Annotated in this window: 23 protein-coding genes; 2 read left to right on the forward strand and 21 right to left on the reverse strand. The window is 58.1% G+C overall.

Annotation, left to right across the window (positions count from 1 at the left end; all coding sequences use genetic code 11):
• Positions 1-8 precede the first annotated feature (8 nt).
• The gene (locus VRB54_RS24305) at positions 9-629 is read left to right on the forward strand and encodes a lysophospholipid acyltransferase family protein (RefSeq protein ID WP_338479043.1); all 621 of its coding nucleotides are present in this window, start codon (positions 9-11) and stop codon (positions 627-629) included.
• Position 630: 1 nt separating this feature from the next.
• Positions 631-1,563 (forward strand): phosphatidate cytidylyltransferase, encoded by a 933-nt coding sequence (locus VRB54_RS24310; protein ID WP_338479044.1) that lies wholly within the window; start codon positions 631-633, stop codon positions 1,561-1,563.
• A 197-nt stretch (positions 1,564-1,760) separates the two neighbouring features.
• Here VRB54_RS24310 and glmS read toward each other — a convergent pair whose 3' ends face one another.
• From glmS to rpmH, 21 genes are all read right to left on the reverse strand, one after another.
• Positions 1,761-3,593 (reverse strand): glutamine--fructose-6-phosphate transaminase (isomerizing), encoded by a 1,833-nt coding sequence (gene glmS, locus VRB54_RS24315; protein WP_338479045.1) that lies wholly within the window; start codon positions 3,591-3,593, stop codon positions 1,761-1,763.
• A 10-nt stretch (positions 3,594-3,603) separates the two neighbouring features.
• Positions 3,604-4,371 (reverse strand): DeoR/GlpR family DNA-binding transcription regulator, encoded by a 768-nt coding sequence (locus VRB54_RS24320; RefSeq protein ID WP_338479046.1) that lies wholly within the window; start codon positions 4,369-4,371, stop codon positions 3,604-3,606.
• 221 nt (positions 4,372-4,592) lie between these two features.
• On the reverse strand, positions 4,593-5,960 hold the full coding sequence (glmU, locus tag VRB54_RS24325; RefSeq protein WP_338479047.1) for a bifunctional UDP-N-acetylglucosamine diphosphorylase/glucosamine-1-phosphate N-acetyltransferase GlmU: 1,368 nt from the start codon (positions 5,958-5,960) through the stop codon (positions 4,593-4,595).
• Positions 5,961-6,081: 121 nt separating this feature from the next.
• Entirely contained in the window at positions 6,082-6,498 is a 417-nt protein-coding gene (locus VRB54_RS24330; RefSeq protein ID WP_003233562.1) for a F0F1 ATP synthase subunit epsilon, read from the reverse strand.
• A 44-nt stretch (positions 6,499-6,542) separates the two neighbouring features.
• Complete coding sequence (atpD, locus tag VRB54_RS24335; protein ID WP_003233564.1) at positions 6,543-7,919, reverse strand: F0F1 ATP synthase subunit beta; 1,377 nt, start codon at positions 7,917-7,919, stop codon at positions 6,543-6,545.
• Between the two features lie 27 nt (positions 7,920-7,946).
• Positions 7,947-8,807 (reverse strand): F0F1 ATP synthase subunit gamma, encoded by an 861-nt coding sequence (gene atpG, locus VRB54_RS24340; protein WP_338479048.1) that lies wholly within the window; start codon positions 8,805-8,807, stop codon positions 7,947-7,949.
• A gap of 50 nt (positions 8,808-8,857) precedes the next feature.
• Positions 8,858-10,402, reverse strand: a complete 1,545-nt coding sequence (atpA, locus tag VRB54_RS24345) for a F0F1 ATP synthase subunit alpha (RefSeq protein ID WP_003233567.1) — start codon at positions 10,400-10,402, stop codon at positions 8,858-8,860.
• 21 nt (positions 10,403-10,423) lie between these two features.
• On the reverse strand, positions 10,424-10,960 hold the full coding sequence (locus VRB54_RS24350; protein WP_003233569.1) for a F0F1 ATP synthase subunit delta: 537 nt from the start codon (positions 10,958-10,960) through the stop codon (positions 10,424-10,426).
• 12 nt (positions 10,961-10,972) lie between these two features.
• Positions 10,973-11,443, reverse strand: a complete 471-nt coding sequence (locus tag VRB54_RS24355; RefSeq protein ID WP_003177066.1) for a F0F1 ATP synthase subunit B — start codon at positions 11,441-11,443, stop codon at positions 10,973-10,975.
• Positions 11,444-11,499: 56 nt separating this feature from the next.
• A complete protein-coding gene (atpE, locus tag VRB54_RS24360) occupies positions 11,500-11,757 on the reverse strand; it encodes a F0F1 ATP synthase subunit C (RefSeq protein ID WP_002555987.1) in 258 nt (85 codons plus the stop codon).
• A gap of 133 nt (positions 11,758-11,890) precedes the next feature.
• Positions 11,891-12,760, reverse strand: a complete 870-nt coding sequence (atpB, locus tag VRB54_RS24365; RefSeq protein ID WP_057006244.1) for a F0F1 ATP synthase subunit A — start codon at positions 12,758-12,760, stop codon at positions 11,891-11,893.
• Positions 12,761-12,776: 16 nt separating this feature from the next.
• Entirely contained in the window at positions 12,777-13,184 is a 408-nt protein-coding gene (locus tag VRB54_RS24370; RefSeq protein ID WP_003177069.1) for a F0F1 ATP synthase subunit I, read from the reverse strand.
• 148 nt (positions 13,185-13,332) lie between these two features.
• The gene (locus tag VRB54_RS24375) at positions 13,333-14,205 is read right to left on the reverse strand and encodes a ParB/RepB/Spo0J family partition protein (protein ID WP_057006243.1); all 873 of its coding nucleotides are present in this window, start codon (positions 14,203-14,205) and stop codon (positions 13,333-13,335) included.
• Positions 14,206-14,214: 9 nt separating this feature from the next.
• Positions 14,215-15,012, reverse strand: a complete 798-nt coding sequence (locus VRB54_RS24380; protein WP_003233576.1) for a ParA family protein — start codon at positions 15,010-15,012, stop codon at positions 14,215-14,217.
• 18 nt (positions 15,013-15,030) lie between these two features.
• Entirely contained in the window at positions 15,031-15,675 is a 645-nt protein-coding gene (gene rsmG / locus VRB54_RS24385; RefSeq protein ID WP_338479049.1) for a 16S rRNA (guanine(527)-N(7))-methyltransferase RsmG, read from the reverse strand.
• On the reverse strand, positions 15,672-17,564 hold the full coding sequence (gene mnmG, locus VRB54_RS24390) for a tRNA uridine-5-carboxymethylaminomethyl(34) synthesis enzyme MnmG (RefSeq protein WP_338479050.1): 1,893 nt from the start codon (positions 17,562-17,564) through the stop codon (positions 15,672-15,674). The genes rsmG and mnmG overlap by 4 nt, the downstream gene beginning before the upstream one ends.
• 549 nt (positions 17,565-18,113) lie before the next feature.
• Positions 18,114-19,484 (reverse strand): tRNA uridine-5-carboxymethylaminomethyl(34) synthesis GTPase MnmE, encoded by a 1,371-nt coding sequence (gene mnmE, locus VRB54_RS24395; protein WP_338479051.1) that lies wholly within the window; start codon positions 19,482-19,484, stop codon positions 18,114-18,116.
• A gap of 78 nt (positions 19,485-19,562) precedes the next feature.
• On the reverse strand, positions 19,563-21,245 hold the full coding sequence (yidC, locus tag VRB54_RS24400; protein ID WP_122457136.1) for a membrane protein insertase YidC: 1,683 nt from the start codon (positions 21,243-21,245) through the stop codon (positions 19,563-19,565).
• A 2-nt stretch (positions 21,246-21,247) separates the two neighbouring features.
• Entirely contained in the window at positions 21,248-21,493 is a 246-nt protein-coding gene (gene yidD, locus VRB54_RS24405) for a membrane protein insertion efficiency factor YidD (RefSeq protein ID WP_192298133.1), read from the reverse strand.
• A complete protein-coding gene (rnpA, locus tag VRB54_RS24410) occupies positions 21,486-21,887 on the reverse strand; it encodes a ribonuclease P protein component (protein ID WP_197675632.1) in 402 nt (133 codons plus the stop codon). The genes yidD and rnpA overlap by 8 nt, the downstream gene beginning before the upstream one ends.
• Before the next feature lie 16 nt (positions 21,888-21,903).
• Positions 21,904-22,038, reverse strand: a complete 135-nt coding sequence (gene rpmH / locus VRB54_RS24415; protein ID WP_003213577.1) for a 50S ribosomal protein L34 — start codon at positions 22,036-22,038, stop codon at positions 21,904-21,906.
• Positions 22,039-22,622 lie beyond the last annotated feature (584 nt).

Here is a 22,622-nt window from a genome sequence, read left to right on the forward strand (position 1 = left end):
GAATTCCCATGTTCGAACCTGTGGTCGCCACGCTGATTACGTCGATGGCCCGCACCGTCACCGGCGCCCGCAGCCTGTGGCTCGGTTGCGCGCCCGTGCCGGTGCAGCGCATCTACTTCGCCAACCACAGCAGCCACGGCGACTTTGTGCTGCTGTGGGCCTCGTTGCCGCAAAACCTGCGCAAATTCACGCGCCCGGTGGCCGGCAGCGACTACTGGAACAAAAGTGCACTGCGCCGCTACATCATCAACCGCGTGTTCAACGGTGTGCTGATCGACCGCGAGCGCAAGGACCCTGTGGATAATCCCCTGGCGCCCATGCTCGCCGCGCTGCAGGGCGGCGACTCGCTGATCATCTTCCCGGAAGGTACGCGCAATCTCGAGGATGGCCTGCTGCCCTTCAAGAGCGGCCTGTATCACCTGGCAAAAAGTTACCCACAGGCCGAGTTGATTCCGGTGTGGATCGCCAACCTCAACCGGGTCATGCCCAAAGGCCGCGTCCTGCCGCTGCCCCTGCTGTGCACCACCAGCTTCGGCGCCCCGCTGCAATTGGAAGACGGCGAAGACAAGGCGCTGTTTCTTGCGCGCACCCGCGAAGCCCTGCTGGCCCTTGCACCGGAGCATGTCTGAGATGGATAGCCAAACCCTGATGCTGTTCGGCGGGATCGGCGCGATCCTGGTGCTGACCTCGCTGATCGGCCTGATCCTCAAGCTACGTACCCGTGGTACCCCGAATGCGGTGGTGGAAAACCTCAACGCGCGCATCAACGCGTGGTGGGTAATGGTGGTGGTAATCGGCATCGCCTTCTGGCTAGGCACCGCCGCCGTGATCCTGCTGTTCTACGCGGTGTCGTTCTACGCCCTGCGCGAATTTCTCACCCTCACCCCAACCCGGCGCAGCGACTACCCGGCACTGGTGGCCGCGTTCTACCTTGCACTGCCGCTGCAATACGTACTGATCTATGCCGACTGGTACGGGCTGTTCTCGATCTTCATCCCGGTCTACGTGTTCCTGCTGCTGCCGATCCTCGCCTCCCTGGGCGGCGACAGCACCCACTTTCTGGAGCGGGCATCCAAGGTGCAATGGGGACTGATGATCGCGGTGTTCTGCGTATCCTTCGTGCCCGCCCTGCTCACGCTGGATATTCCCGGCTACGAAGGCCGCAACCTGCTGTTGATCGCCTACCTGGTGATCGTGGTGCAACTGTCGGATGTGCTCCAGTACGTCTGTGGGAAATTGTTCGGCAAACACAAGATCGCGCCGAACCTCTCACCCTCGAAAACCGTGGAAGGCTTTGTTGGCGGGATCCTGCTGTCCTCGCTGATCGGCGCAGCACTGTGGTGGACCACGCCGTTCAACCCGTGGCAGTCGTTCCTGATTGCGCTGCTGATCAACCTGCTGGGCTTCGCTGGCGGGATAGTGATGTCGGCGATCAAGCGCGACCGGGGTGTAAAGGATTGGGGGCACATGATCGAAGGCCACGGCGGGATGCTGGATCGGTTGGACTCGGTGTGCTTTGCCGCGCCGATTTTCTTTCATTTGGTGCGGTACTGGTGGACCTGACCTCACCGCCTCCAACTCAAACGAAGATCAAAAATGTGGGAGCGGGCTTGCTCGCTCCCACATTGGGGGTGTGGTGTTTTCAGGTTTTAAGCAACGTGTGAAACCTGCGTCAAGGCCTACCTCATCCCTTTTCTATCCCGAATCCAGACATCAGCTTCGAAGACGCACAGGTCCAAGGCCTCCAGGCACGCGGCTTATTACTCCACCGTCACCGACTTTGCCAAGTTACGCGGCTGGTCAACGTCGGTGCCTTTAAGCACGGCCACGTAGTACGACAGCAGCTGCAGCGGGATGGTGTAGAGGATCGGCGACAGGGTGTCGTGGATGTGCGGCATGTTGATGACGTGGGTGCCTTCGCCATTGGTCATGCCGGCTTTTTCGTCGGCGAACACGATCAGTTGGCCGCCACGGGCACGTACTTCCTGCAGGTTGGATTTGAGCTTTTCCAGCAGTTCGTTGTTCGGCGCGACGGTGACCACCGGCATGTCGTCATCCACCAGGGCCAGGGGGCCGTGCTTCAACTCGCCGGCTGGGTAGGCTTCGGCGTGGATGTAGGAGATTTCCTTGAGCTTGAGGGAGCCTTCCATTGCCACCGGGTATTGCGCGCCACGGCCGAGGAACAGGGTGTGGTTTTTGTCGGCAAACAGCTCGGCGACTTTTTCCACGGTGCTGTCCATCGCGAGGGCTTCGCCCAGGCGAGTCGGCAGGCGGCGCAGTTCTTCCACCAGCATGGCTTCGACACCTTCGGCGAGGGTGCCGCGCACCTGGCCCAGGGACAGGGTCAGCAGCAGCAGGCCGACCAGTTGGGTGGTGAACGCCTTGGTGGAGGCTACGCCGATTTCGCGACCGGCCTGGGTCAGCAGGGTGAGGTCGGATTCACGCACCAGGGAGCTGATGCTGACGTTGCAGATCGCCAGGCTGGCGAGGAAGCCCAGCTCTTTGGCGTTGCGCAGGGCGGCCAGAGTGTCGGCAGTTTCGCCGGACTGGGAGATGGTCACGAACAGGGTGTCGGGCTGCACCACCACCTTGCGGTAGCGGAACTCGCTGGCGACTTCGACCTGGCACGGAATGCCGGCCAGTTCTTCCAGCCAGTAACGCGCAACCATGCCGGCGTGGTAGCTGGTACCGCAGGCGACGATCTGCACGTTGCGCACTTTGGCGAACAGCTCGGCGGCTTGCGGGTCGAAGGCGTTGACCAGCACCTGGTTCTGGCTGAGGCGACCTTCGAGGGTGCGTTGCACCACGGAAGGCTGCTCGTGGATTTCCTTGAGCATGAAGTGGCGGAATTCGCCCTTGTCGGCGGCTTCGGCGCCGTCGCGGTATTGCACGGCTTCGCGCTCGACAGAGTTGCCGTCCACGTCCCAGATCGCCACGCTTTCACGGCGGATGTCGGCGATATCGCCTTCTTCCAGGTACATGAAGCGGTCGGTAACCTGGCGCAGGGCCAGTTGGTCGGAGGCGAGGAAGTTCTCGCCCAGGCCCAGGCCGATCACCAGCGGGCTGCCGCTGCGGGCGGCGACCAGGCGGTCGGGTTGTTTTGCGCTGATCACCGCCAGGCCATAGGCGCCGTGCAGCTCCTTGACCGTGGCCTTGAGGGCGGTGGTCAGGTCGCTGTGGTCCTTGAGCTTGTGGTTGAGCAGGTGGGCGATGACTTCGGTGTCGGTGTCCGAGGTGAACACGTAGCCCAGGCCCTTGAGCTGTTCGCGCAGTGCTTCGTGGTTCTCGATGATGCCGTTGTGCACCACGGCGAGGTCGCCGGAGAAGTGCGGGTGGGCGTTACGCTCGCACGGCGCGCCATGGGTGGCCCAACGGGTGTGGGCGATGCCCAGACGGCCGACCAGCGGCTCACCGGCCAGGGCCTGGTCCAATTCGCTGACTTTGCCTGGGCGGCGTATGCGCTCCAGCTTGCCGCCGTTGGTGAAGACCGCGACGCCGGCGCTGTCATAGCCGCGGTATTCGAGGCGCTTGAGGCCTTCGATGAGGATGGCGGTAACGTTACGTTCGGCGACGGCGCCTACAATTCCACACATGGTATTTCTCCTAGATGATTGCCGCGCATATCAGCGTGATGCCGCGGGCTTGTATCTGGTCGCGGGCCTCAAGCGGCAGGCGATCATCGGTGATCAGGGTATGGACGCTGCTCCAGGGCAGTTCCAGGTTGGGAATCTTGCGGCCGATCTTGTCGGACTCGACCATTACCACCACTTCCCGGGCGACCTCGGCCATTACCCGGCTCAGGCCCAGCAGCTCGTTGAAGGTGGTGGTACCGCGCTCCAGATCGATGCCGTCGGCACCGATGAACAACTGGTCGAAGTCATAGGAGCGCAACACTTGCTCGGCGACCTGCCCCTGGAACGAGTCCGAGTGCGGATCCCAGGTGCCGCCGGTCATCAACAACACCGGCTCGTGTTCCAGTTCGCTCAAGGCGCGGGCGACATGCAGGGAGTTAGTCATCACCACCAAGCCAGGCTGGTGACCCAACTCGGGGATCATCGCGGCAGTGGTGCTGCCGCTGTCGATGATGATGCGGGCGTGTTCGCGCAAACGCATCACGGCGGCACGCGCGATAGCGCGTTTGTGGGCCGAGATGGGTTGAGCGGCATCGCCCACCAGTTCCTGGGGCATGGTGATTGCGCCACCGTAACGGCGCAGCAGCAGGCCGTTACTTTCGAGGGCCGCCAAGTCCTTGCGGATGGTGACTTCCGAGGTTTCGAAACGCTTGGCCAACTCGTCCACGCTGACTTCGCCCTGCTCATTGAGCAGGGTGAGGATGTTGTGGCGACGTTGAGGGGTATTTCGTTTCGACATGGTGATGATAAGTTTCGTTTCGAAAGATAACGAAGGCAATCAAAACCTATTGGTGAAAGTTCGTCAAGTGCATTTTTGAATGCGACGACGAGACAATTGTGGGAGGGGGCTTGCTCCCGATAACGCTGTTTCAGTCGATGCATCAGTAACTGAATGACTGCTATCGGGAGCAAGCCCCCTCCCACATTGGGTTTTATGTTGCTGCTGACACTGTGGATAACTCAGGTCTTGGGGAGTTTGACCGGGCGTTTCCAGCCATCGATGTTGCGTTGGCGGGCGCGGGCTACGGCCAGTTGGGACTTGTCCACATTCTGGTTGATGGTTGAGCCCGCCGCCGTGTTGGAACCGTCGTCAATGGTGACGGGTGCGACCAGCGAGTTATTGGAGCCGATGAATACGTCCTCACCAATCGTCGTCTGGTATTTGTTGGCTCCATCGTAATTGCAGGTGATGGTGCCGGCGCCGATATTGGTCCGTGCGCCGATGACGGCGTCGCCCAGGTAAGTCAGGTGACCGACCTTGGCCCCTTCGCCGAGCTGAGCGTTTTTCAACTCGACGAAGTTACCCACATGGGCCTGGGCTTCCAGCACGCTGCCAGGCCGCAGACGCGCGAATGGACCGGCATCGCTGCCCTCGCCCATCACGGCGCCGTCGATATGGCTGTTGGCCTTGACCACCACCCCTTTGCGCAGGGTGCTGTCCTTGATCACACAATTGGGCCCAATCACTACGTCGTCTTCGATGACCACACGGCCTTCGAGGATCACGTTGACGTCGATCAGCACGTCGCGGCCGACGGTGACTTCACCGCGTACATCGAAACGTGCCGGGTCGCGCAGGGTGACGCCTTGAGCCATGAGGCGGCGGCCTTCGCGCAACTGATAGTGACGCTCCAGCTCTGCCAATTGCTTGCGGTCGTTGGCGCCCTGCACTTCCATCGGGTCGTGGGGCTGCTCGGTGGCAACTACCAGGCTGTCGCTCACCGCCATCTCGATGACGTCGGTGAGGTAGTACTCGCCCTGGGCGTTGTTGTTGGACAGGCGGCTCATCCAGTCCGCCAGGCGATTGGCCGGCACGGCCATGATCCCGGTGTTGCCTTCGGTGATGGCGCGCTGGGCTTCACTGGCGTCCTTGTGTTCAACGATGGCGGCGACCTTGCCGTCGGCGTTGCGCACGATGCGTCCGTAGCCGGTGGGGTCATCCAGCTCAACGGTGAGCAGGCCCATCTGTCCAGGCACTACATGCTTGAGCAGGCGTTGCAGGGTTTCGACTTCGATCAGCGGCACATCGCCGTAGAGGATCAGCACAGTGTCGGCGGTGATGAACGGCACTGCCTGGGCAGTGGCGTGGCCGGTGCCGAGTTGTTTGTCTTGCAACACGAAATTGAGGTCATCCGCCGCCAGGCGCTCGCGTACTGCATCGGCACCGTGGCCGATCACTACATGGATGCGTTGCGGGTCCAGCTGCCGGGCGCTGTGGATAACATGGCCGAGCATGGAGTTGCCGGCGACCGGATGCAGCACCTTGGGCAGGGCCGAGCGCATGCGTGTGCCCTGGCCTGCGGCGAGAATGACGATTTCAAGAGACATGAATGGCTACCAATCCTGGGCGGTCCGGGTTCAGACCAGAGAAGTGTTTTGCAAAAAAGAAAAAGGGTAGCCGAGGCTACCCTTTTTAATCAATCACGCATAAGCATTACGGCGTGGCCGCTTACTTCCTGCGGATCTGCTGGAGCGTCCGCAGCTGGGCTGCGGCTTCGGCCAGACGGACTGCAGCAGCGCTGTAGTCGAAGTCTGCGCCTTTTTCGTTCAGCGCCTTCTCGGCAGCCTTGACGGCTTCCTGAGCGGAGGCTTCATCCAGGTCGCCAGCACGTTGCACAGTGTCGGCAAGTACTTTGACCATGTTCGGCTGAACCTCGAGGAAACCGCCAGAGATGTAAAACACCTCACGTTCCCCGCCTTGCTTGGTCAGCGTGATCGGACCTGGCTTCAAGCTGGTGATCAACGGCGCGTGGCCCATGGCAATACCCAGGTCACCGAGTTCACCGTGTGCAATCACCATTTCTACCAGACCGGAGAAGATTTCCCCTTCCGCGCTGACGATATCGCAATGGACTGTCATAGCCATCTGATTGCCTCAACCTGATGAGCGCCCGTCGCCGGGCGCCAGGATTACAGTTTCTTGGCTTTCTCGATCGCTTCTTCGATGCCGCCGACCATGTAGAACGCTTGTTCTGGCAGGTGGTCGTAGTCACCGTTGAGGATGCCTTTGAAGCCAGCAATGGTGTCTTTCAGGGAAACGTATTTACCCGAGGCACCGGTGAAGACTTCAGCCACGAAGAACGGCTGCGACAAGAAACGCTGGATCTTACGAGCACGGTTTACCAACTGCTTGTCGGTTTCCGACAGCTCGTCCATACCCAGGATCGCAATGATGTCCTTCAGTTCCTTGTAACGCTGCAGCACGTACTGAACGCCGCGAGCGGTGTCGTAGTGCTCCTGGCCGATCACGTTCGGATCCAGCTGGCGCGAAGTCGAGTCGAGTGGATCGACCGCCGGGTAGATACCCAGGGAAGCGATGTCACGGGACAGAACGACAGTGGCGTCCAAGTGGGCGAAGGTGGTGGCAGGCGACGGGTCGGTCAAGTCATCCGCAGGTACGTATACCGCCTGGATCGAGGTGATCGAACCTTCCTTGGTCGAAGTGATACGTTCCTGCAGAACGCCCATCTCTTCAGCCAGGGTCGGCTGGTAACCTACTGCCGAAGGCATACGGCCCAGCAGTGCGGATACTTCGGTACCGGCCAGGGTGTAACGGTAGATGTTGTCGACGAACAGCAGAACGTCGTTACCTTCGTCACGGAACTTCTCGGCCATGGTCAGGCCAGTCAGGGCCACGCGCAGACGGTTACCCGGCGGCTCGTTCATCTGACCGTAAACCAGTGCCACTTTGTCCAGAACGTTGGAGTCCTTCATCTCGTGGTAGAAGTCGTTACCCTCACGGGTACGCTCACCCACACCGGCGAACACGGAATAACCGCTGTGCTCGATGGCGATGTTACGGATCAGTTCCATCATGTTTACGGTCTTGCCTACACCGGCACCACCGAACAGACCGACTTTACCGCCCTTGGCGAACGGGCAAACCAGGTCGATAACCTTGATGCCGGTTTCGAGCAGGTCGTTGCCGCCCGCTTGCTCGGCGAACGAAGGTGCTGGACGGTGAATGCCCCAGCGCTCTTCGGTGTCGATCGGACCAGCTTCGTCGATTGGGTTCCCCAATACGTCCATGATCCGGCCCAGGGTCGCTTTACCGACCGGTACGGAGATGGCTGCGCCAGAGTCGATAACGTCCAGACCGCGCTTCAAGCCTTCGGTGGAACCCATCGCAATGGTACGAACCACGCCGTCGCCCAGCTGCTGCTGAACTTCCAGGGTGGTTTCCGCGCCTTGTACTTTCAGCGCGTTGTAGATGCTCGGTACGCTGTCGCGTGGGAATTCCACGTCGATAACGGCGCCGATGATTTGAACGATACGTCCGCTACTCATAGCTGGATCCTCTGAATATTTGAACCGTTAAACCGCGGCAGCGCCGCCGACGATTTCCGAGATCTCTTGGGTGATCGCAGCCTGACGCGCCTTGTTGTAGATCAGCTGCAAATCGCTGATCAGATCACCGGCGTTATCGGTAGCGTTTTTCATCGCGATCATCCGCGCCGCTTGTTCAGCTGCGTTGTTCTCGACCACCGCCTGGTACACCTGCGACTCCACGTAGCGCACCATCAAGCCGTCAAGCAGCTCTTTGGCGTCCGGTTCGTAGAGGTAGTCCCAGTGGTGCTTGAGTTCCTGATCCGGAGTCGCCACCAGTGGAATCAATTGCTCCACGGTCGGCTGCTGGGTCATGGTGTTGATGAACTTGTTGGATACCACGGAGAGGCGGTCAATCCGGCCTTCCAGGTATGCATCGAGCATCACCTTCACACTGCCGATCAAATCATTGATCGACGGCTCTTCACCCAGATGGCTGATAGCTGCAACGACGTTACCGCCGAAGTTGCGGAAAAAGGCCGCACCCTTGCTACCCACCACACACAGATCGATCTCGACGCCGTTTTCGCGGTTTACCGCCATGTCCTTGACCAGGGCCTTGAACAGGTTGGTATTCAGGCCACCGCACAAACCACGGTCACTGCTCACTACCACATAACCCACACGCTTTACGGCGCGGTCGATCATGAACGGGTGGCGGTATTCCGGGTTGGCGTTGACCAGATGCCCAATTACCTGGCGGATACGCTCCGCATAAGGACGGCTGGCAGCCATGCGCATTTGTGCCTTGCGCATTTTGCTCACCGCCACTTTTTCCATGGCGCTGGTAATCTTTTGCGTGCTTTTGATGCTCGCAATCTTACTGCGAATCTCTTTTGCGCCTGCCATGTAACACCTATCAGGTTAGCAAGCGGGAGCCTTGCGGCTCCCGCTGCGGCTTACCAGGTTTGGGTGGCCTTGAACTTCTCGATACCGGCTTTCATGCCAGCGTCGATATCGTCATTGAAGTCACCCTTCACGTTGATCTTCGCCATCAATTCGGCGTGATCGCGGTTGAAGTAAGCAATCAGCGCTTGTTCAAAGCTGCCGACCTTGGCGATTTCAACGTCGGTCAGGAACCCACGCTCAGCGGCATACAGCGACAACGCCATGTCAGCGATCGACATAGGGGCGTATTGCTTCTGCTTCATCAGCTCGGTAACGCGCTGACCATGCTCAAGTTGCTTACGGGTCGCTTCGTCCAGGTCAGATGCGAACTGGGCGAATGCCGCCAGTTCACGGTACTGAGCCAGAGCGGTACGGATACCACCGGAGAGCTTCTTGATGATCTTGGTCTGAGCGGCACCACCCACACGGGATACCGAAACACCGGCGTTCACTGCAGGACGGATCCCGGAGTTGAACATGGCCGATTCCAGGAAGATCTGACCGTCGGTGATGGAAATCACGTTGGTCGGAACGAATGCGGAAACGTCGCCAGCCTGGGTTTCGATGATCGGCAGTGCGGTCAGGGAACCGGTTTTGCCGGTCACTGCGCCGTTGGTGAACTTCTCTACGTACTCTTCGGAAACGCGGGATGCGCGCTCCAGCAGACGGGAGTGGAGATAGAACACGTCGCCTGGGTAAGCTTCACGGCCTGGTGGACGGCGCAGCAGCAGGGAAATCTGGCGGTAAGCCACTGCTTGCTTGGACAGATCGTCATAAACGATCAGCGCGTCTTCACCGCGGTCGCGGAAGAATTCACCCATGGTGCAACCGGAGTACGGTGCCAGGAATTGCAGCGCCGGAGATTCCGAAGCACTGGCAGCCACGATGATCGTGTTGGCCAGGGCGCCGTTTTCTTCCAGCTTGCGTACCACGTTGGCGATGGTCGATTGCTTCTGACCAATGGCTACGTAGACGCAGAAAATGCCGCTGTTCTTCTGGTTGATGATCGCGTCGATCGCCAGAGCGGTTTTACCGATCTGACGGTCACCGATGATCAGCTCACGCTGGCCACGGCCGACCGGAATCATGGCATCGACAGCCTTGTAGCCAGTCTGTACAGGCTGGTCTACCGACTTACGCCAGATCACGCCTGGAGCAACTTTCTCGACCGCGTCGGTCAAGGTGTTGCCCAGTGGACCTTTGCCGTCAACAGGGTTACCCAGTGCGTCGACTACGCGGCCCAGCAGTTCCTTACCAACCGGAACCTCCAGGATGCGGCCTGTGCACTTGGCGCTCATGCCTTCGGCCAGACTGGTGTACGCGCCCAATACAACGGCACCTACGGAGTCTTGCTCCAGGTTGAGGGCCATACCGTAGACGCCGCCCGGAAACTCGATCATCTCGCCGTACATGACGTCGGCCAGACCGTGAATCCGCACGATGCCGTCAGATACGCTGACGACAGTGCCTTCGTTACGGGCTTGGGAGGTCACATCGAGCTTGTCGATGCGGCCCTTGATAATTTCACTTATTTCGGAAGGATTGAGTTGCTGCATTGCTCTGCTGCCCCTTCAAACTCAAGATTTCAATGCTTCGGCAAGGCTCGCGAGTTTGCCGCGAACCGAGCCATCGATAACCAGGTCGCCGGCGCGAATGACAATGCCCCCAATGAGGGACCTGTCTTCCGCAACTTGCAGGCGCACTTCCCGGTCGAGTCGTGCACTGAGAACCTTGGCGAGTTTGTCTTGCTGTTCTTGGTTCAATGCGAAAGCACTGGTGACTTCAACGTCTACCGATTTCTCTTGTTCGGCCTTGTACAGGTCGAACAGAGCGGCGATCTCCGGCAGAAGCGGGAGACGGTCGTTTTCGGCAACGACGTTGATGAAGTTCTGCACTTTCACATCAAACTTGTCGCCGCACACTTCAATAAAAGTGGCGGCCTTGTCTGCGCTCGTCAGGCGCGGGGCCTTGAGCACGCGCTGCATGGTGTCGTCTTGCGACACTGCTGCAGCCAGGCCGAGCATGGCTGACCAAGAGGCCAGTTGCTGGTGGGCCTGGGCGTGCTCGAAGGCTGCCTTAGCGTAAGGTCGAGCCAACGTGGTCAATTCTGCCATGATCGCCCTCGCTTAAATTTCAGCAGCCAGTTTGTTAACCAGCTCCGCGTGCGCGTTTTGATCGATTGTGGCACCGAGGATCTTCTCCGCACCGCCGACCGCCAGAGCACCCAGTTGGGCACGCAGCGCGTCTTTGACGCCGTTCAGTTCCTGTTCGATCTCGGCATGAGCCGAAGCCTTCACACGGTCAGCTTCGACGCGGGCTTTTTCAACAGCCTCTTCGACGATCTGGTTACCGCGCTTCTTGGCTTGCTCAATGATTTCAGCTGCCTGTGCTTTAGCTTCGCGCAGTTGATGACCCACTTTCTCTTGGGCCAACTCCAGGTCGCGAGCTGCACGGCTGGCAGCGTCCAAACCATCCGCGATCTTCTTCTGACGTTCGTGCAAAGCCGCGATGACCGGAGGCCACACGAACTTCATGCAAAACACTACAAAAATGAAGAACGCAACGGATTGGCCAATCAGGGTTGCATTAATGTTCACGCCAACACCTCGCTCATTCGTTGTCCATCACTCCAATCACTCGAAAAGTCGAGTGATCAGCCAGCGAGTTGACCAACGAAGGGGTTCGCGAAGGTGAAGAACAGAGCGATACCAACGCCGATCATGGTCACGGCGTCGAGCAGGCCGGCGACGATGAACATTTTAACTTGCAGCATTGGAACCATTTCTGGCTGACGCGCTGCGCCTTCCAGGAATTTGCCGCCCAGCAGGCCGAAACCAATGGCAGTACCCAGGGCGCCCAGGCCGATCAACAGTGCAACAGCGATAGCGGTTAGACCAACTACAGTTTCCATCTTTCCTCCCGACTTTTACGTCGTATGGTTTAGGTTTTTTAGATTTTAAAGCGGTAAAACAAATCGTTTCATAGCCCCTGGGGGCCACCTTCCCGTTTAACCGGGAAGGACATCAGACTGGCCGAAGCTGGTCTTAATGGTTCTCTTCGTGCGCCATCGACAAATAGACGATGGTCAGCATCATGAAGATAAACGCCTGCAGGGTAATGATCAGGATGTGGAACACAGCCCACGCCCACTGCAGAACAACGCCCAGGCCGCTAAGCCAGAGCAGACCACTGCCGAACATCACAGCGATCAGAATGAACACCAGCTCGCCGGCATACATGTTGCCGAACAGTCGCAGCGCCAGGGAAATCGGCTTGGCGATCAGGGTGACGAATTCCAGCAGGAAGTTCACCGGGATCAGCAGGGCTTGAACGAAGATGTTCTTGCTGCCGAACGGGTGCAGGGTCAGTTCGCCGATGAAACCGCCGATGCCCTTGACCTTGATGCTGTAGAAAATGATCAACGCGAACACCGACAGGGCCATGCCCAGGGTAGCGTTCGGGTCTGTGGTGGAAACGGCGCGGAATGGAATGTGCGCATCACCGGTGATCAGGATGGCCAGCTGAGGAATCCAGTCGACCGGGATCAGGTCGATGGCGTTCATCAGGAACACCCAGACGAAGATGGTCAGCGCCAGCGGTGCAATCACCGGGCTACGGCCGTGGAAGCTGTCTTTCACGCTGCCATCGACGAATTGGACCAATACTTCAACGAAGTTCTGCAAGGCACCTGGCTGACCGGAAGTCGCCTTTTTTGCCGCCATGCGGAAAATCAGGACAAAGATCAGACCCAGTGCGACCGACCAGCCGAGCGTATCGACGTGGAAAGCCCAGAAACCCATCTCTTTGGCTTCTGCTGCGGTGTGGGCGAAGCCCCAGCCGCCGTTGGGAAGCTGACCGAAGGTCAGGTTCTGCAAGTGGTGCTGGATATAGCCCGAAGCGGTTGTTTCTGCCATGGTTGCCTCAAACGCCCTAAGGTTTCGAAAGTCTTGTTTTCATTAGCAGGGGAGCGAACCAGCTGACCAGTTGGGTCAACACGAAGACGCCGAATACAGCCAGCGGCGCCAATGGCTTCACACCTGCAAAGGTCAGTGCGAACAGCACTGCCGTCAAAATCAGTTTGCCCGCCTCGCCGGCATAAAAGGACCGGACGATAGCCTGGGCTGCTCGGGCGCCGGAAAACCGAAAGGCCCTGTGAGCAAAATACATATTGGGCAGCAAGGCTATCAGGCCTCCGCAAAGTCCTGAATACCCGGCTACGACTCCATGCCCATACCAAAGCGCCAATGCGGCGATCAGCAGGATGACAAATTGAGCCAATAAAACCGGAAAAACGGCCAAGCGATGGAACGGCAACGTGTTTGGCGTGCGGGTTTCCATCACTCTTGCTCCTCAATGGTCGGCTGCCGCAAATCAATAACTTGGCATAATTTGTGCCGACAAAATGCGCGCAGAGTATAGGGGCGGTTCTGCCCCTATTCAACTGCTGGGTAGTGATTTCCGATCACACGCTACATGAGTAAATGTTTCAGCGAATGTGGGCAAGGACGCCTTGAAGCTCATCGAGCGAGTTATATCCGATAACCAATTGCCCTTTGCCCTTCTTGCCATGTCGAATCTGTACCGCAGAGCCCAGGCGCTCGGCCAGGCGCTGCTCGAGCCGCGCGATATCCGGGTCGGCCTTGGGCGTTTCGACCGGTGCCGGTTTGCCGCTAAGCCATTGGCGAACCAGGGCTTCGGTCTGACGCACCGTCAGGCCTCGTGCGACAACGTGTCGCGCCCCTTCAACCTGTTGATTTTCCGGCAAACCGAGCAAGGCACGGGCATGACCCATTTCCAGGTCGCCGTGAGACAGCATGGTCTTGATCACTTCCGGCAGCGCAATCAGGCGCAACAGGTTAGACACAGTCACGCGGGATTTACCCACCGCTTCGGCCACTTGCTGCTGGGTCAGCTGGAATTCCTGCTGCAAACGCTGCAAGGCGATGGCTTCTTCGATCGGATTGAGGTCTTCACGCTGGATGTTCTCGATCAATGCCATGGCGATGGCGGTTTCATCCGGCACATCGCGCACCATCGCCGGGATGGTGTCCTTGCCAGCCTGCTGGCTGGCACGCCAGCGACGTTCGCCAGCGATGATTTCAAAGCGACCACCACCAATCGGGCGCACCACAATCGGCTGCATCACGCCCTGGGCCTTGATCGAGTTGGCCAGTTCTTCCAGCGCCTGCGGGTCCATGTCGCGCCGTGGCTGATATTTGCCACGCTGGATCAGGTCCAGGGGCAGGTGCTGCAGCTCACGCTCGTCGGCCTGCACCGCTTGTTCTTCAAGCGATGTGACGGTCGGACCACTCAGGAGTGCATCCAGTCCACGTCCGAGACCTCGTTTCTTGACGGCCATGGGGATTCCTTAAGTTGGCTGGGCAGCAGCGGTGCGTGGGTTGCGGCGTTGACGGCGGACCATCTCGCCAGCCAGCGCCAGATAGGCAATGGCCCCGCGCGATGATTTGTCGTACGCCAACGCCGGCATGCCGTAGCTAGGGGCTTCGGCCAAGCGGATGTTACGCGGGATCACCGTGTCGTACAGCTGCTCGCCAAAGTGCTCCTTGAGCTGGGCCGACACATCGTTCATCAGGCTCAGGCGCGGGTCGAACATGGTTCGCAGCAGCCCTTCGATCTGCAGGTTCGGATTGAGCAGTTCGGCGATACGCTTGATGTTATCCACAAGATCGCTCAATCCTTCCAGCGCGTAATACTCGCACTGCATGGGGATAATCACGCCGTCAGCCGCTACCAGCGCGTTGAGCGTGAGCATCGACAGCGACGGTGGGCAGTCGATCAGAATGTAATCGTAATTCTCGCGAATCGGCGCGAGGGCGCTGCGCAGACGGCTTTCTTTCATCTGCATTTCCAGCAGCACCACTTCCGCCGCGGTCAAATCGCGGTTGGCCGGCAGCAGTTGATAGCCGCCGTGCTCGGAATAGTGCATGGCCTGGGTCAGGTCACACTCGCCAATCAGCAAGTCGTAGACCGAGTTTTCCAGGCCGTGTTTATCCACACCGCTACCCATGGTGGCGTTGCCCTGTGGATCGAGATCGATCAACAGCACGCGGCGCTTGGTGGCGACCAGGGATGCTGCGAGGTTGATACAGGTGGTGGTCTTACCCACGCCACCTTTCTGGTTCGCTATCGCGAATACCTTAGCCATTCTTGCTTGTGTTCCCAATCATGCCGTGCGGCGCAGTATCAGCAGATGGCGTTGGCCTTGGCAACCGGGTACGGCCAAGGCGTGTTCGCTATCGAGGTGGAAGTCCGCCGGCAATGCTAACAGCTCATCGCTTGGATGGACGCCCTTCATTGCCAGCCAACGCGTGTCGCGGTCGCCCAGATGGCGGGTCCAGTTGCTGAAGTTCTCCATGCTGCTGAACGCCCGGGAAACAATTCCGTTGAATGGCTGTTCAGGCGTGAAGGCTTCGACGCGGCTGTGGATAACCTGCAGGTTGTCCAGCTTGAGTTCGAGTTTGACCTGGGTGAGGAAGCGGGTTTTCTTGCCGTTGCTGTCCAGGCAGGTAACCTGCGACTCAGGAAACAGGATGGCCAGCGGAATGCCAGGCATGCCGCCGCCACTGCCTACATCGAGCCAGCGCCCATTCTCGATGAATGGCATCACACTCAGACTGTCGAGCAGATGACGCGAGACCATTTCGTCAGGATCACGTACCGCCGTGAGGTTGTACGCCTTGTTCCATTTGATCAGCAGGGCCAGGTAACCCAGCAGCAAGTCGTGCTGGGCGGGGGTCAGGTCAACGCCCAACTGGCGAGCACCTGTGGATAACTCTTCGGCGTGTTGCGAGGTGACCAACGAACTCAAGCGCTTTGCTCCAACTGACGGCCCGCGCCGCGTTTTTTCAAATGAATCATCAACAGCGAAATCGCTGCCGGGGTAACGCCAGGGATGCGTGAAGCCTGGCCCAGGGTTTCCGGGCGAGTTATCCCCAGCTTGCTTTGAATTTCTTTTGACAGCCCGGAAATCCCGGTGTAGTCGATATCCACAGGCAACTTGGTGTTTTCGCTGGCACGTAGGCGAGCGATCTCATCCTGCTGGCGGTCAATGTAACCGGCGTACTTGGTCTTGATTTCAACCTGTTCGGCGACCTGTGGGTCTTCTGCACCGCCGCCAGTCACTTCGACCAGGCCAGCGTAGTCGATTTCCGGACGGGACAGCAGGTTCAGCAGGTTGTATTCGTGGGTCAGCGGCGTGCCGAATTTCTCCGCAATCGCATCGCCCTGTTCTGTACCGGGGCGAACCCAGGTGCTTTTCAGGCGTTGCTCTTCGAGCGTAATGCTTTCGCGTTTTTTGCAGAACGCTTCCCAACGCGCGTCATCGACCAGGCCCAGCTCGCGGCCTTTCTCGGTCAGGCGCAGATCTGCGTTGTCTTCACGCAGGATCAGGCGGTATTCGGCCCGAGAAGTAAACATTCGGTACGGTTCCTGGGTGCCCAGGGTAATCAGGTCGTCAACCAGCACGCCGATATACGCCTCATCGCGACGCGGGCACCAGCTGTCTTTGCCCTGTGCACGCAGCGCAGCGTTGGTCCCTGCCAGCAAACCCTGAGCACCAGCTTCTTCGTAACCGGTGGTGCCGTTGATTTGCCCAGCGAAAAACAGACCGCCAATCACTTTGGTTTCCAGGCTGTATTTCAGGTCGCGCGGGTCGAAGTAGTCGTACTCGATGGCGTAGCCGGGACGCACGATGTGCGCGTTTTCCATGCCGCGAATCGACTGCACGATCTGGATTTGCACGTCAAACGGCAGGGAAGTGGAAATCCCGTTGGGGTACAGCTCGTGTGTGGTCAAGCCTTCGGGTTCGATGAAGACCTGGTGGCTTTCCTTGTCGGCAAAGCGGTGGATCTTGTCTTCGATCGACGGGCAATACCGCGGACCGATGCCTTCGATCACACCGGAGTACATCGGCGAGCGATCAAGGTTGGCCGCAATGATTTCGTGGGTGCGCGCATTGGTGTGAGTGATCCAGCAGCTCACCTGCTTGGGGTGCTGCTCCTTGGAGCCCATGAACGACATCACCGGAATCGGTGTATCGCCTGCCTGTTCGGTCATCACCGAGAAATCCACGGAGCGCCCGTCGATACGCGGCGGGGTGCCGGTTTTAAGGCGACCGACCCGCAGCGGCAATTCACGCAGGCGTTTTGCCAGGGCAATCGAGGGCGGATCACCCGCGCGTCCACCAGAATAGTTCTGCATGCCAATGTGGATAAGTCCGCCGAGGAACGTCCCGGTGGTCAGCACCACGGATTCTGCGAAGAAACGCAGGCCCATTTGGGTAACAACCCCTTTCACCACGTCCTGCTCGACGATCAGGTCATCGGCGGCCTGTTGAAATATCCACAGGTTCGGCTGGTTTTCCAGGGTTTCACGTACTGCCGCCTTGTACAGGATGCGGTCAGCTTGCGCCCGTGTGGCACGCACGGCCGGGCCTTTGCGGCTGTTGAGCACGCGGAATTGAATACCACCCTTGTCGGTAGCCATGGCCATGACGCCGCCAAGGGCATCGATTTCCTTGACCAGATGGCTTTTGCCAATCCCGCCAATGGCAGGGTTGCAACTCATGGCACCAAGGGTTTCCACGTTGTGCGTGAGCAGCAGGGTTTTAACACCCATGCGTGCTGACGCCAGTGCTGCCTCGGTACCGGCATGACCGCCGCCGATGACGATCACTTCAAAACGGGAAGGGAAATCCACCACGCACCTCGTGCCTGCTTATGTAGGTAATCAGGAATTGTTGGTTGAAAGAGTTTTTGAGCTTGGCGGCAAGTATAGGGACTTAGCCTTCCCTAAAGAACCCTTTGCACAAAATTTAACCAGCTGTGGATGAATCACGGACAATAGAAATTAAAAGAGAGAAATTTATTAAATCTTTGTTTTTATGTTTATTTCTACTGAGTGTGTTTTCTGTGGATAGATCTCTACAGGCCTCTATTCACTTTGTGTACAGCGATTCAAAAGTCTGTGGTCATGTGCCAGTGAGGCCCTTGGATAAGTGCGCTAAGCCTGTGGATTAAACAGTTTGTTATCCACAAGCGGGTTTATGCGCGGTTTTTAAGCCCTGTTATCAACTGGGCACAGGGACGGTTATTCACAGGGCTTAATCCACAGAAAGGCAGCGCAAAGCGCAAATTTCGCCCACGAAAATGCCGTGCCTATCGATAAAAATTCAGGTTTTGAGGTGGAGTGCTCTGAAACGAGCGCAGCAGACAGGCACGAATGGCCTGTCTGGAGTCGGCGTAAGGTTTATTTACCGATGCAGAAGCTGGAGAAAATCCGTCCGAGTAAGTCATCGGAGCTGAACGCGCCGGTGATCTCACCCAACAGGTGCTGCGCTTGACGCAAGTCCTCCGCCAATAGCTCACCGGCGCCCGCCAGGGTCAGCTGTGCCCGGCCGTGCTCCAACGCCGCGCTCGCATGGCGCAGCGCTTCCAGGTGCCTGCGGCGAGCGCTGAAGCTGCTTTCCGAGGTCTGTTCGTAGCCCATGCAGGCCTTGAGGTGATCGCGCAGCAGTTCCAGCCCCTCACCCGCTGATTTCGCACTCAGGCTGATCGTGACGTGGCCATCCTCGCTGGTTTCCATTGCGATGGATTCGCCCGTGAGGTCTGCCTTGTTACGGATCAAGGTGACCTTTGCCGGGTCCGGCCGTTGTTCGAGAAATTCGGGCCACAAGGCAAAAGGATCCACAGCTTCCGGCGCCGTGGCGTCCACGACCAGCAGCACGCGGTCCGCTTCGCCGATTGCCTTGAGGGCCCGTTCTACGCCGATCTTTTCCACCTGATCGTCGGTTTCGCGCAGCCCGGCGGTGTCAACCACGTGCAATGGCATGCCATCGATGTGGATATGTTCGCGCAGAATATCCCGCGTAGTACCGGCAATCTCGGTAACGATGGCAGCTTCACGCCCTGCAAGCGCATTGAGCAGGCTCGACTTGCCGGCATTGGGACGCCCTGCAATTACCACCGTCATGCCATCGCGCAGCAGGGCGCCCTGCCCCGCTTCGCGCAGTACTGTGGATAACTCGTCACGAACCTTATCCAGCATCGCCAGGACATGGCCATCGGCAAGGAAGTCGATTTCTTCTTCCGGGAAATCAATCGCTGCTTCAACGTAGATACGCAGGCTGATCAATTGCTCAGTCAAGTTATGCACACGCAGGGAGAAAGCACCCTGCAATGAGCGCAAGGCGTTCCGGGCAGCTTGTGCGGAACTGGCTTCGATCAGGTCGGCAATCGCTTCGGCCTGGGCCAGGTCAAGTTTGTCGTTGAGAAAGGCACGTTCGCTGAACTCACCTGGACGAGCCAGACGGCAACCCAGCTGCAGGCAACGTTGCAGCAGCATATCCAGTACGACCGGACCGCCGTGCCCCTGCAGCTCCAGCACATCTTCACCGGTGAATGAGTTGGGCCCCGGGAAATAGAGGGCAAGGCCTTCATCCAGCACGCTATTGTCGGCGTCCAGGAACGGACCGTAATGTGCATAGCGCGGCTTCAGCTCGCGGCCGCTGATTGCCTGCGCCGCCCTGCCGGCTAGCGGCCCGGAAATTCGAACGATACCGACGCCGCCGCGACCTTGAGCGGTCGCAACGGCAGCGATGGTTTCACGAGGTGCGCTCATCAGCAGGTTCCAGAAAAAAATGACGGAAAGCAAAACGCCCCACTAGGGGGCGTCTTGAGTGGTTACCCACAGAGTAAATTACGCTTCGGCTTTTTTGGTAGCCGCTTCGATTTTACGTGTGATGTACCACTGTTGAGAGATCGACAACACGTTGTTGACCACCCAGTACAGCACCAGACCAGCCGGGAACCACAGGAAGAAGAAGGTGAAGATGATTGGCATCATTTTCATTACCTTGGCCTGCATCGGATCCGGCGGAGTCGGGTTCAAGCGCTGCTGGATAAACATGGTCGCGCCCATGATGATCGGCAGGATAAAGAACGGGTCCTTGATCGACAGGTCAGTTATCCACAGCATGAACGGTGCCTGGCGCATTTCGACGCTTTCCAGAAGCACCCAGTACAGCGACAGGAATACCGGCATCTGCACCAGAATCGGCAAGCATCCACCCAGCGGGTTGATCTTCTCTTTCTTGTACAGCTCCATCATGGCCTGCGACATTTTCTGCCGGTCATCACCATGTTGCTCTTTCAGAGCAGCCAGTTTCGGCGCCACGGCACGCATGCGCGCCATCGACTTGTAGCTGGCGGCCGACAGAGGGAAGAAGATCCCTTTGATCAGCATGGTCAGGAAGATGATCGAGAAGCCCCAGTTACCCACAATGCTGTGGATATGTTGCAGCAGCCAGAAAATTGGCTGAGCAATGAACCACAGAATGCCGTAGTCCACCGTCAGTTCCAGACCTGGGGACAACTCTTTGAGCACTGCCTGGCTTTTCGGGCCGGCGTACAAGGTAGCGCTGGTTTCAGCCTTGGCACCTGGCGCCACGGTCAACGCCGGGCCGGTAAAACCAATGATGTAATTACCCTGGCTGTCCTTGCGTGTCTGAACCAGGTTGGCTTCAGCCTTGTTCGGAATCCAGGCGGTTACAAAGTAGTGTTGCAGCCAGGCTACCCAACCACCCTGAACATTTTCTTTCAGCGCACCCTTGTCGATATCTTTCATCGACACTTTTTTGTACGGCTCGCCACTTGTCCACAAGGCTGCACCCAGGTAAGTCGCGGTGCCGGTGGCGGTGCTGGAAGAAGGATCGGAGCTTCCATCACGCTTGAGCTGGGCAAACAGGTTGCCGGTCCACGGTTTGGCACTTTCGTTGTCGATCAGGTAAGTGACCTTCAAGTCGTACAGGCCGCGGGTAAAGCTGAAGCGCTTGATGTAGTTGACGCCGTCGAGGCTGAATTTCAGGTCGACATTCAACTGATTCTGGCCATCGGCCAGTTGATAGCTCTTCTGTTCGGTCGAATAAACCGGACGACCGGTAGCGCGCGCATCCGGACCGTTGGTACCGGTCAGGCCGCTTTGTGCCAGATACGTGCGTTCACCACCGTTATCGAACAGTTGGAACGGCACTTCCGGATGATCCTGGCGACGTGGATACAGCGGCAGTTTCAACTGCGCGATATCACCACCTTGTGGATCGATGGCCAGGTCGAGCACATCCGTTTTCACGTGGATGAGGTCTTTGTTGGTGACCACTGGCGTTTCAAGAGGTGCGGCAGTCTCGCCATTCGCGCTGGGAACATCGGCACTCGCGGACGCATTGTTACCCAGCGGGGTGTCCGGAATAGCCGGCGCAGCCTGATTGGTAGCAACATTCTGAGTCGGCAGGGCAGCCTGGCCATAGTCCTGGTTCCACTTAAGGACCATGACGTAGGACACGATTGCCAGGGCGACGATCAGGATCGTGCGTTTAATATCCATGATTACTCGGCCATCGAAGAAGAACGGGAGGTAGGGATAGGTGGAACCGGGTCATAACCACCGGCATTCCACGGATGACAGCGACCTAAACGACGAAAGGTCAGCCAGCCACCGCGCAGAAGACCATGATTTTCTATGGCCTCTAACGCGTAGCAGGAACAACTGGGGTAGAAACGACAGTGGTTGGCCATCAGAGGACTAATGGCATAGCGGTAAAACTGGATCGGAACGATGGCCAGTTTACGCATCAAGGCTGTCTACCCCTACAGTTTCGACGACTGCTGGTGCTGGTTTGTGGGTACGCGCCAGACGCTTCCATAGCTTGCCGAAATGCTGAATCAATTCGGGGTTTTCTACATCCCCCAAGCCTTTGCGCGCGACGATAACAATATCCCAACCAACCAGAGTGTCCTGGTGGAGGCGAAACGATTCGCGCATCAGACGCTTGAGGCGATTGCGCTCAACGGAGAGCTTTACGCTCTTCTTGCCGATCACCAACCCGAGACGGGGGTGATCAAGATCGTTGTTACGCGCAAGGAGCAGGAGATTTTTCCCCGGAACCTTGCCGGTGGGGGAGTCAAAGACTGCCTTGAAGTGCCGGGGGGTAAGCAGACGCTTTTCCCGACTGAAGTCCTGACTCACCACCAGCACCTGATTATCAAACTGCCAGACGCGCACGACCTTTGGCGCGGCGACGCGACAGGACAGCACGGCCGTTCTTGGTAGCCATGCGAGCACGGAAACCGTGAGTGCGGGCGCGTTTGATGGTGCTTGGTTGGAAAGTACGTTTCATGGCGTTGTTACCTGGTTCGTCCACAACGGGCCGGAATGGCCCCCGTTTTAAGAGACCGGCGATTCTAGAGAAAGCAAGGCTCTAGGTCAATTTCCAACCAGCTTTTCCTTTAATTAGATCTCGCCGGCCCGTTTGGGCTTTTCTGTGTGAGTGGCGTCGACGAGCAGTGGCATAGATATAAAAATAAAGAAGGAAGTTATTTAAAGCTTTTCTGTAAAGCTTATAAAAGCTAGGCAAGCGTCTATCTGTGGATAACTGCCCCAAGCCCATATCTCACCTGATGTACAGAGGATGACAACTACAGGGGAAAACGGTGTCCTTCCTGTGCTGCGCTGTCGGATAAGCTGTGGGTGGAAGATGGTTTTATCCACAGGCCAGTTACGCACAGACTTTCACCCCCACTTGTACAACGGGCTCAGGGGCGCTTATCCACAGAGCTTATGCACAGACCATCTGTCTTCTTTTTTACAGATAAGGCGTTGATTTTGGGTCTTCTGTGAGCAACCTACATGTGGATAAGTGGGCGGCTGGCCGCTACAATGGCGGCTGTTTTTGCCTCACCGGCTTTCAACTTAGGGGATATC

Origin of the sequence: Pseudomonas trivialis (assembly GCF_036864995.1) — a bacterium.
Lineage (GTDB): Bacteria > Pseudomonadota > Gammaproteobacteria > Pseudomonadales > Pseudomonadaceae > Aquipseudomonas > Aquipseudomonas trivialis.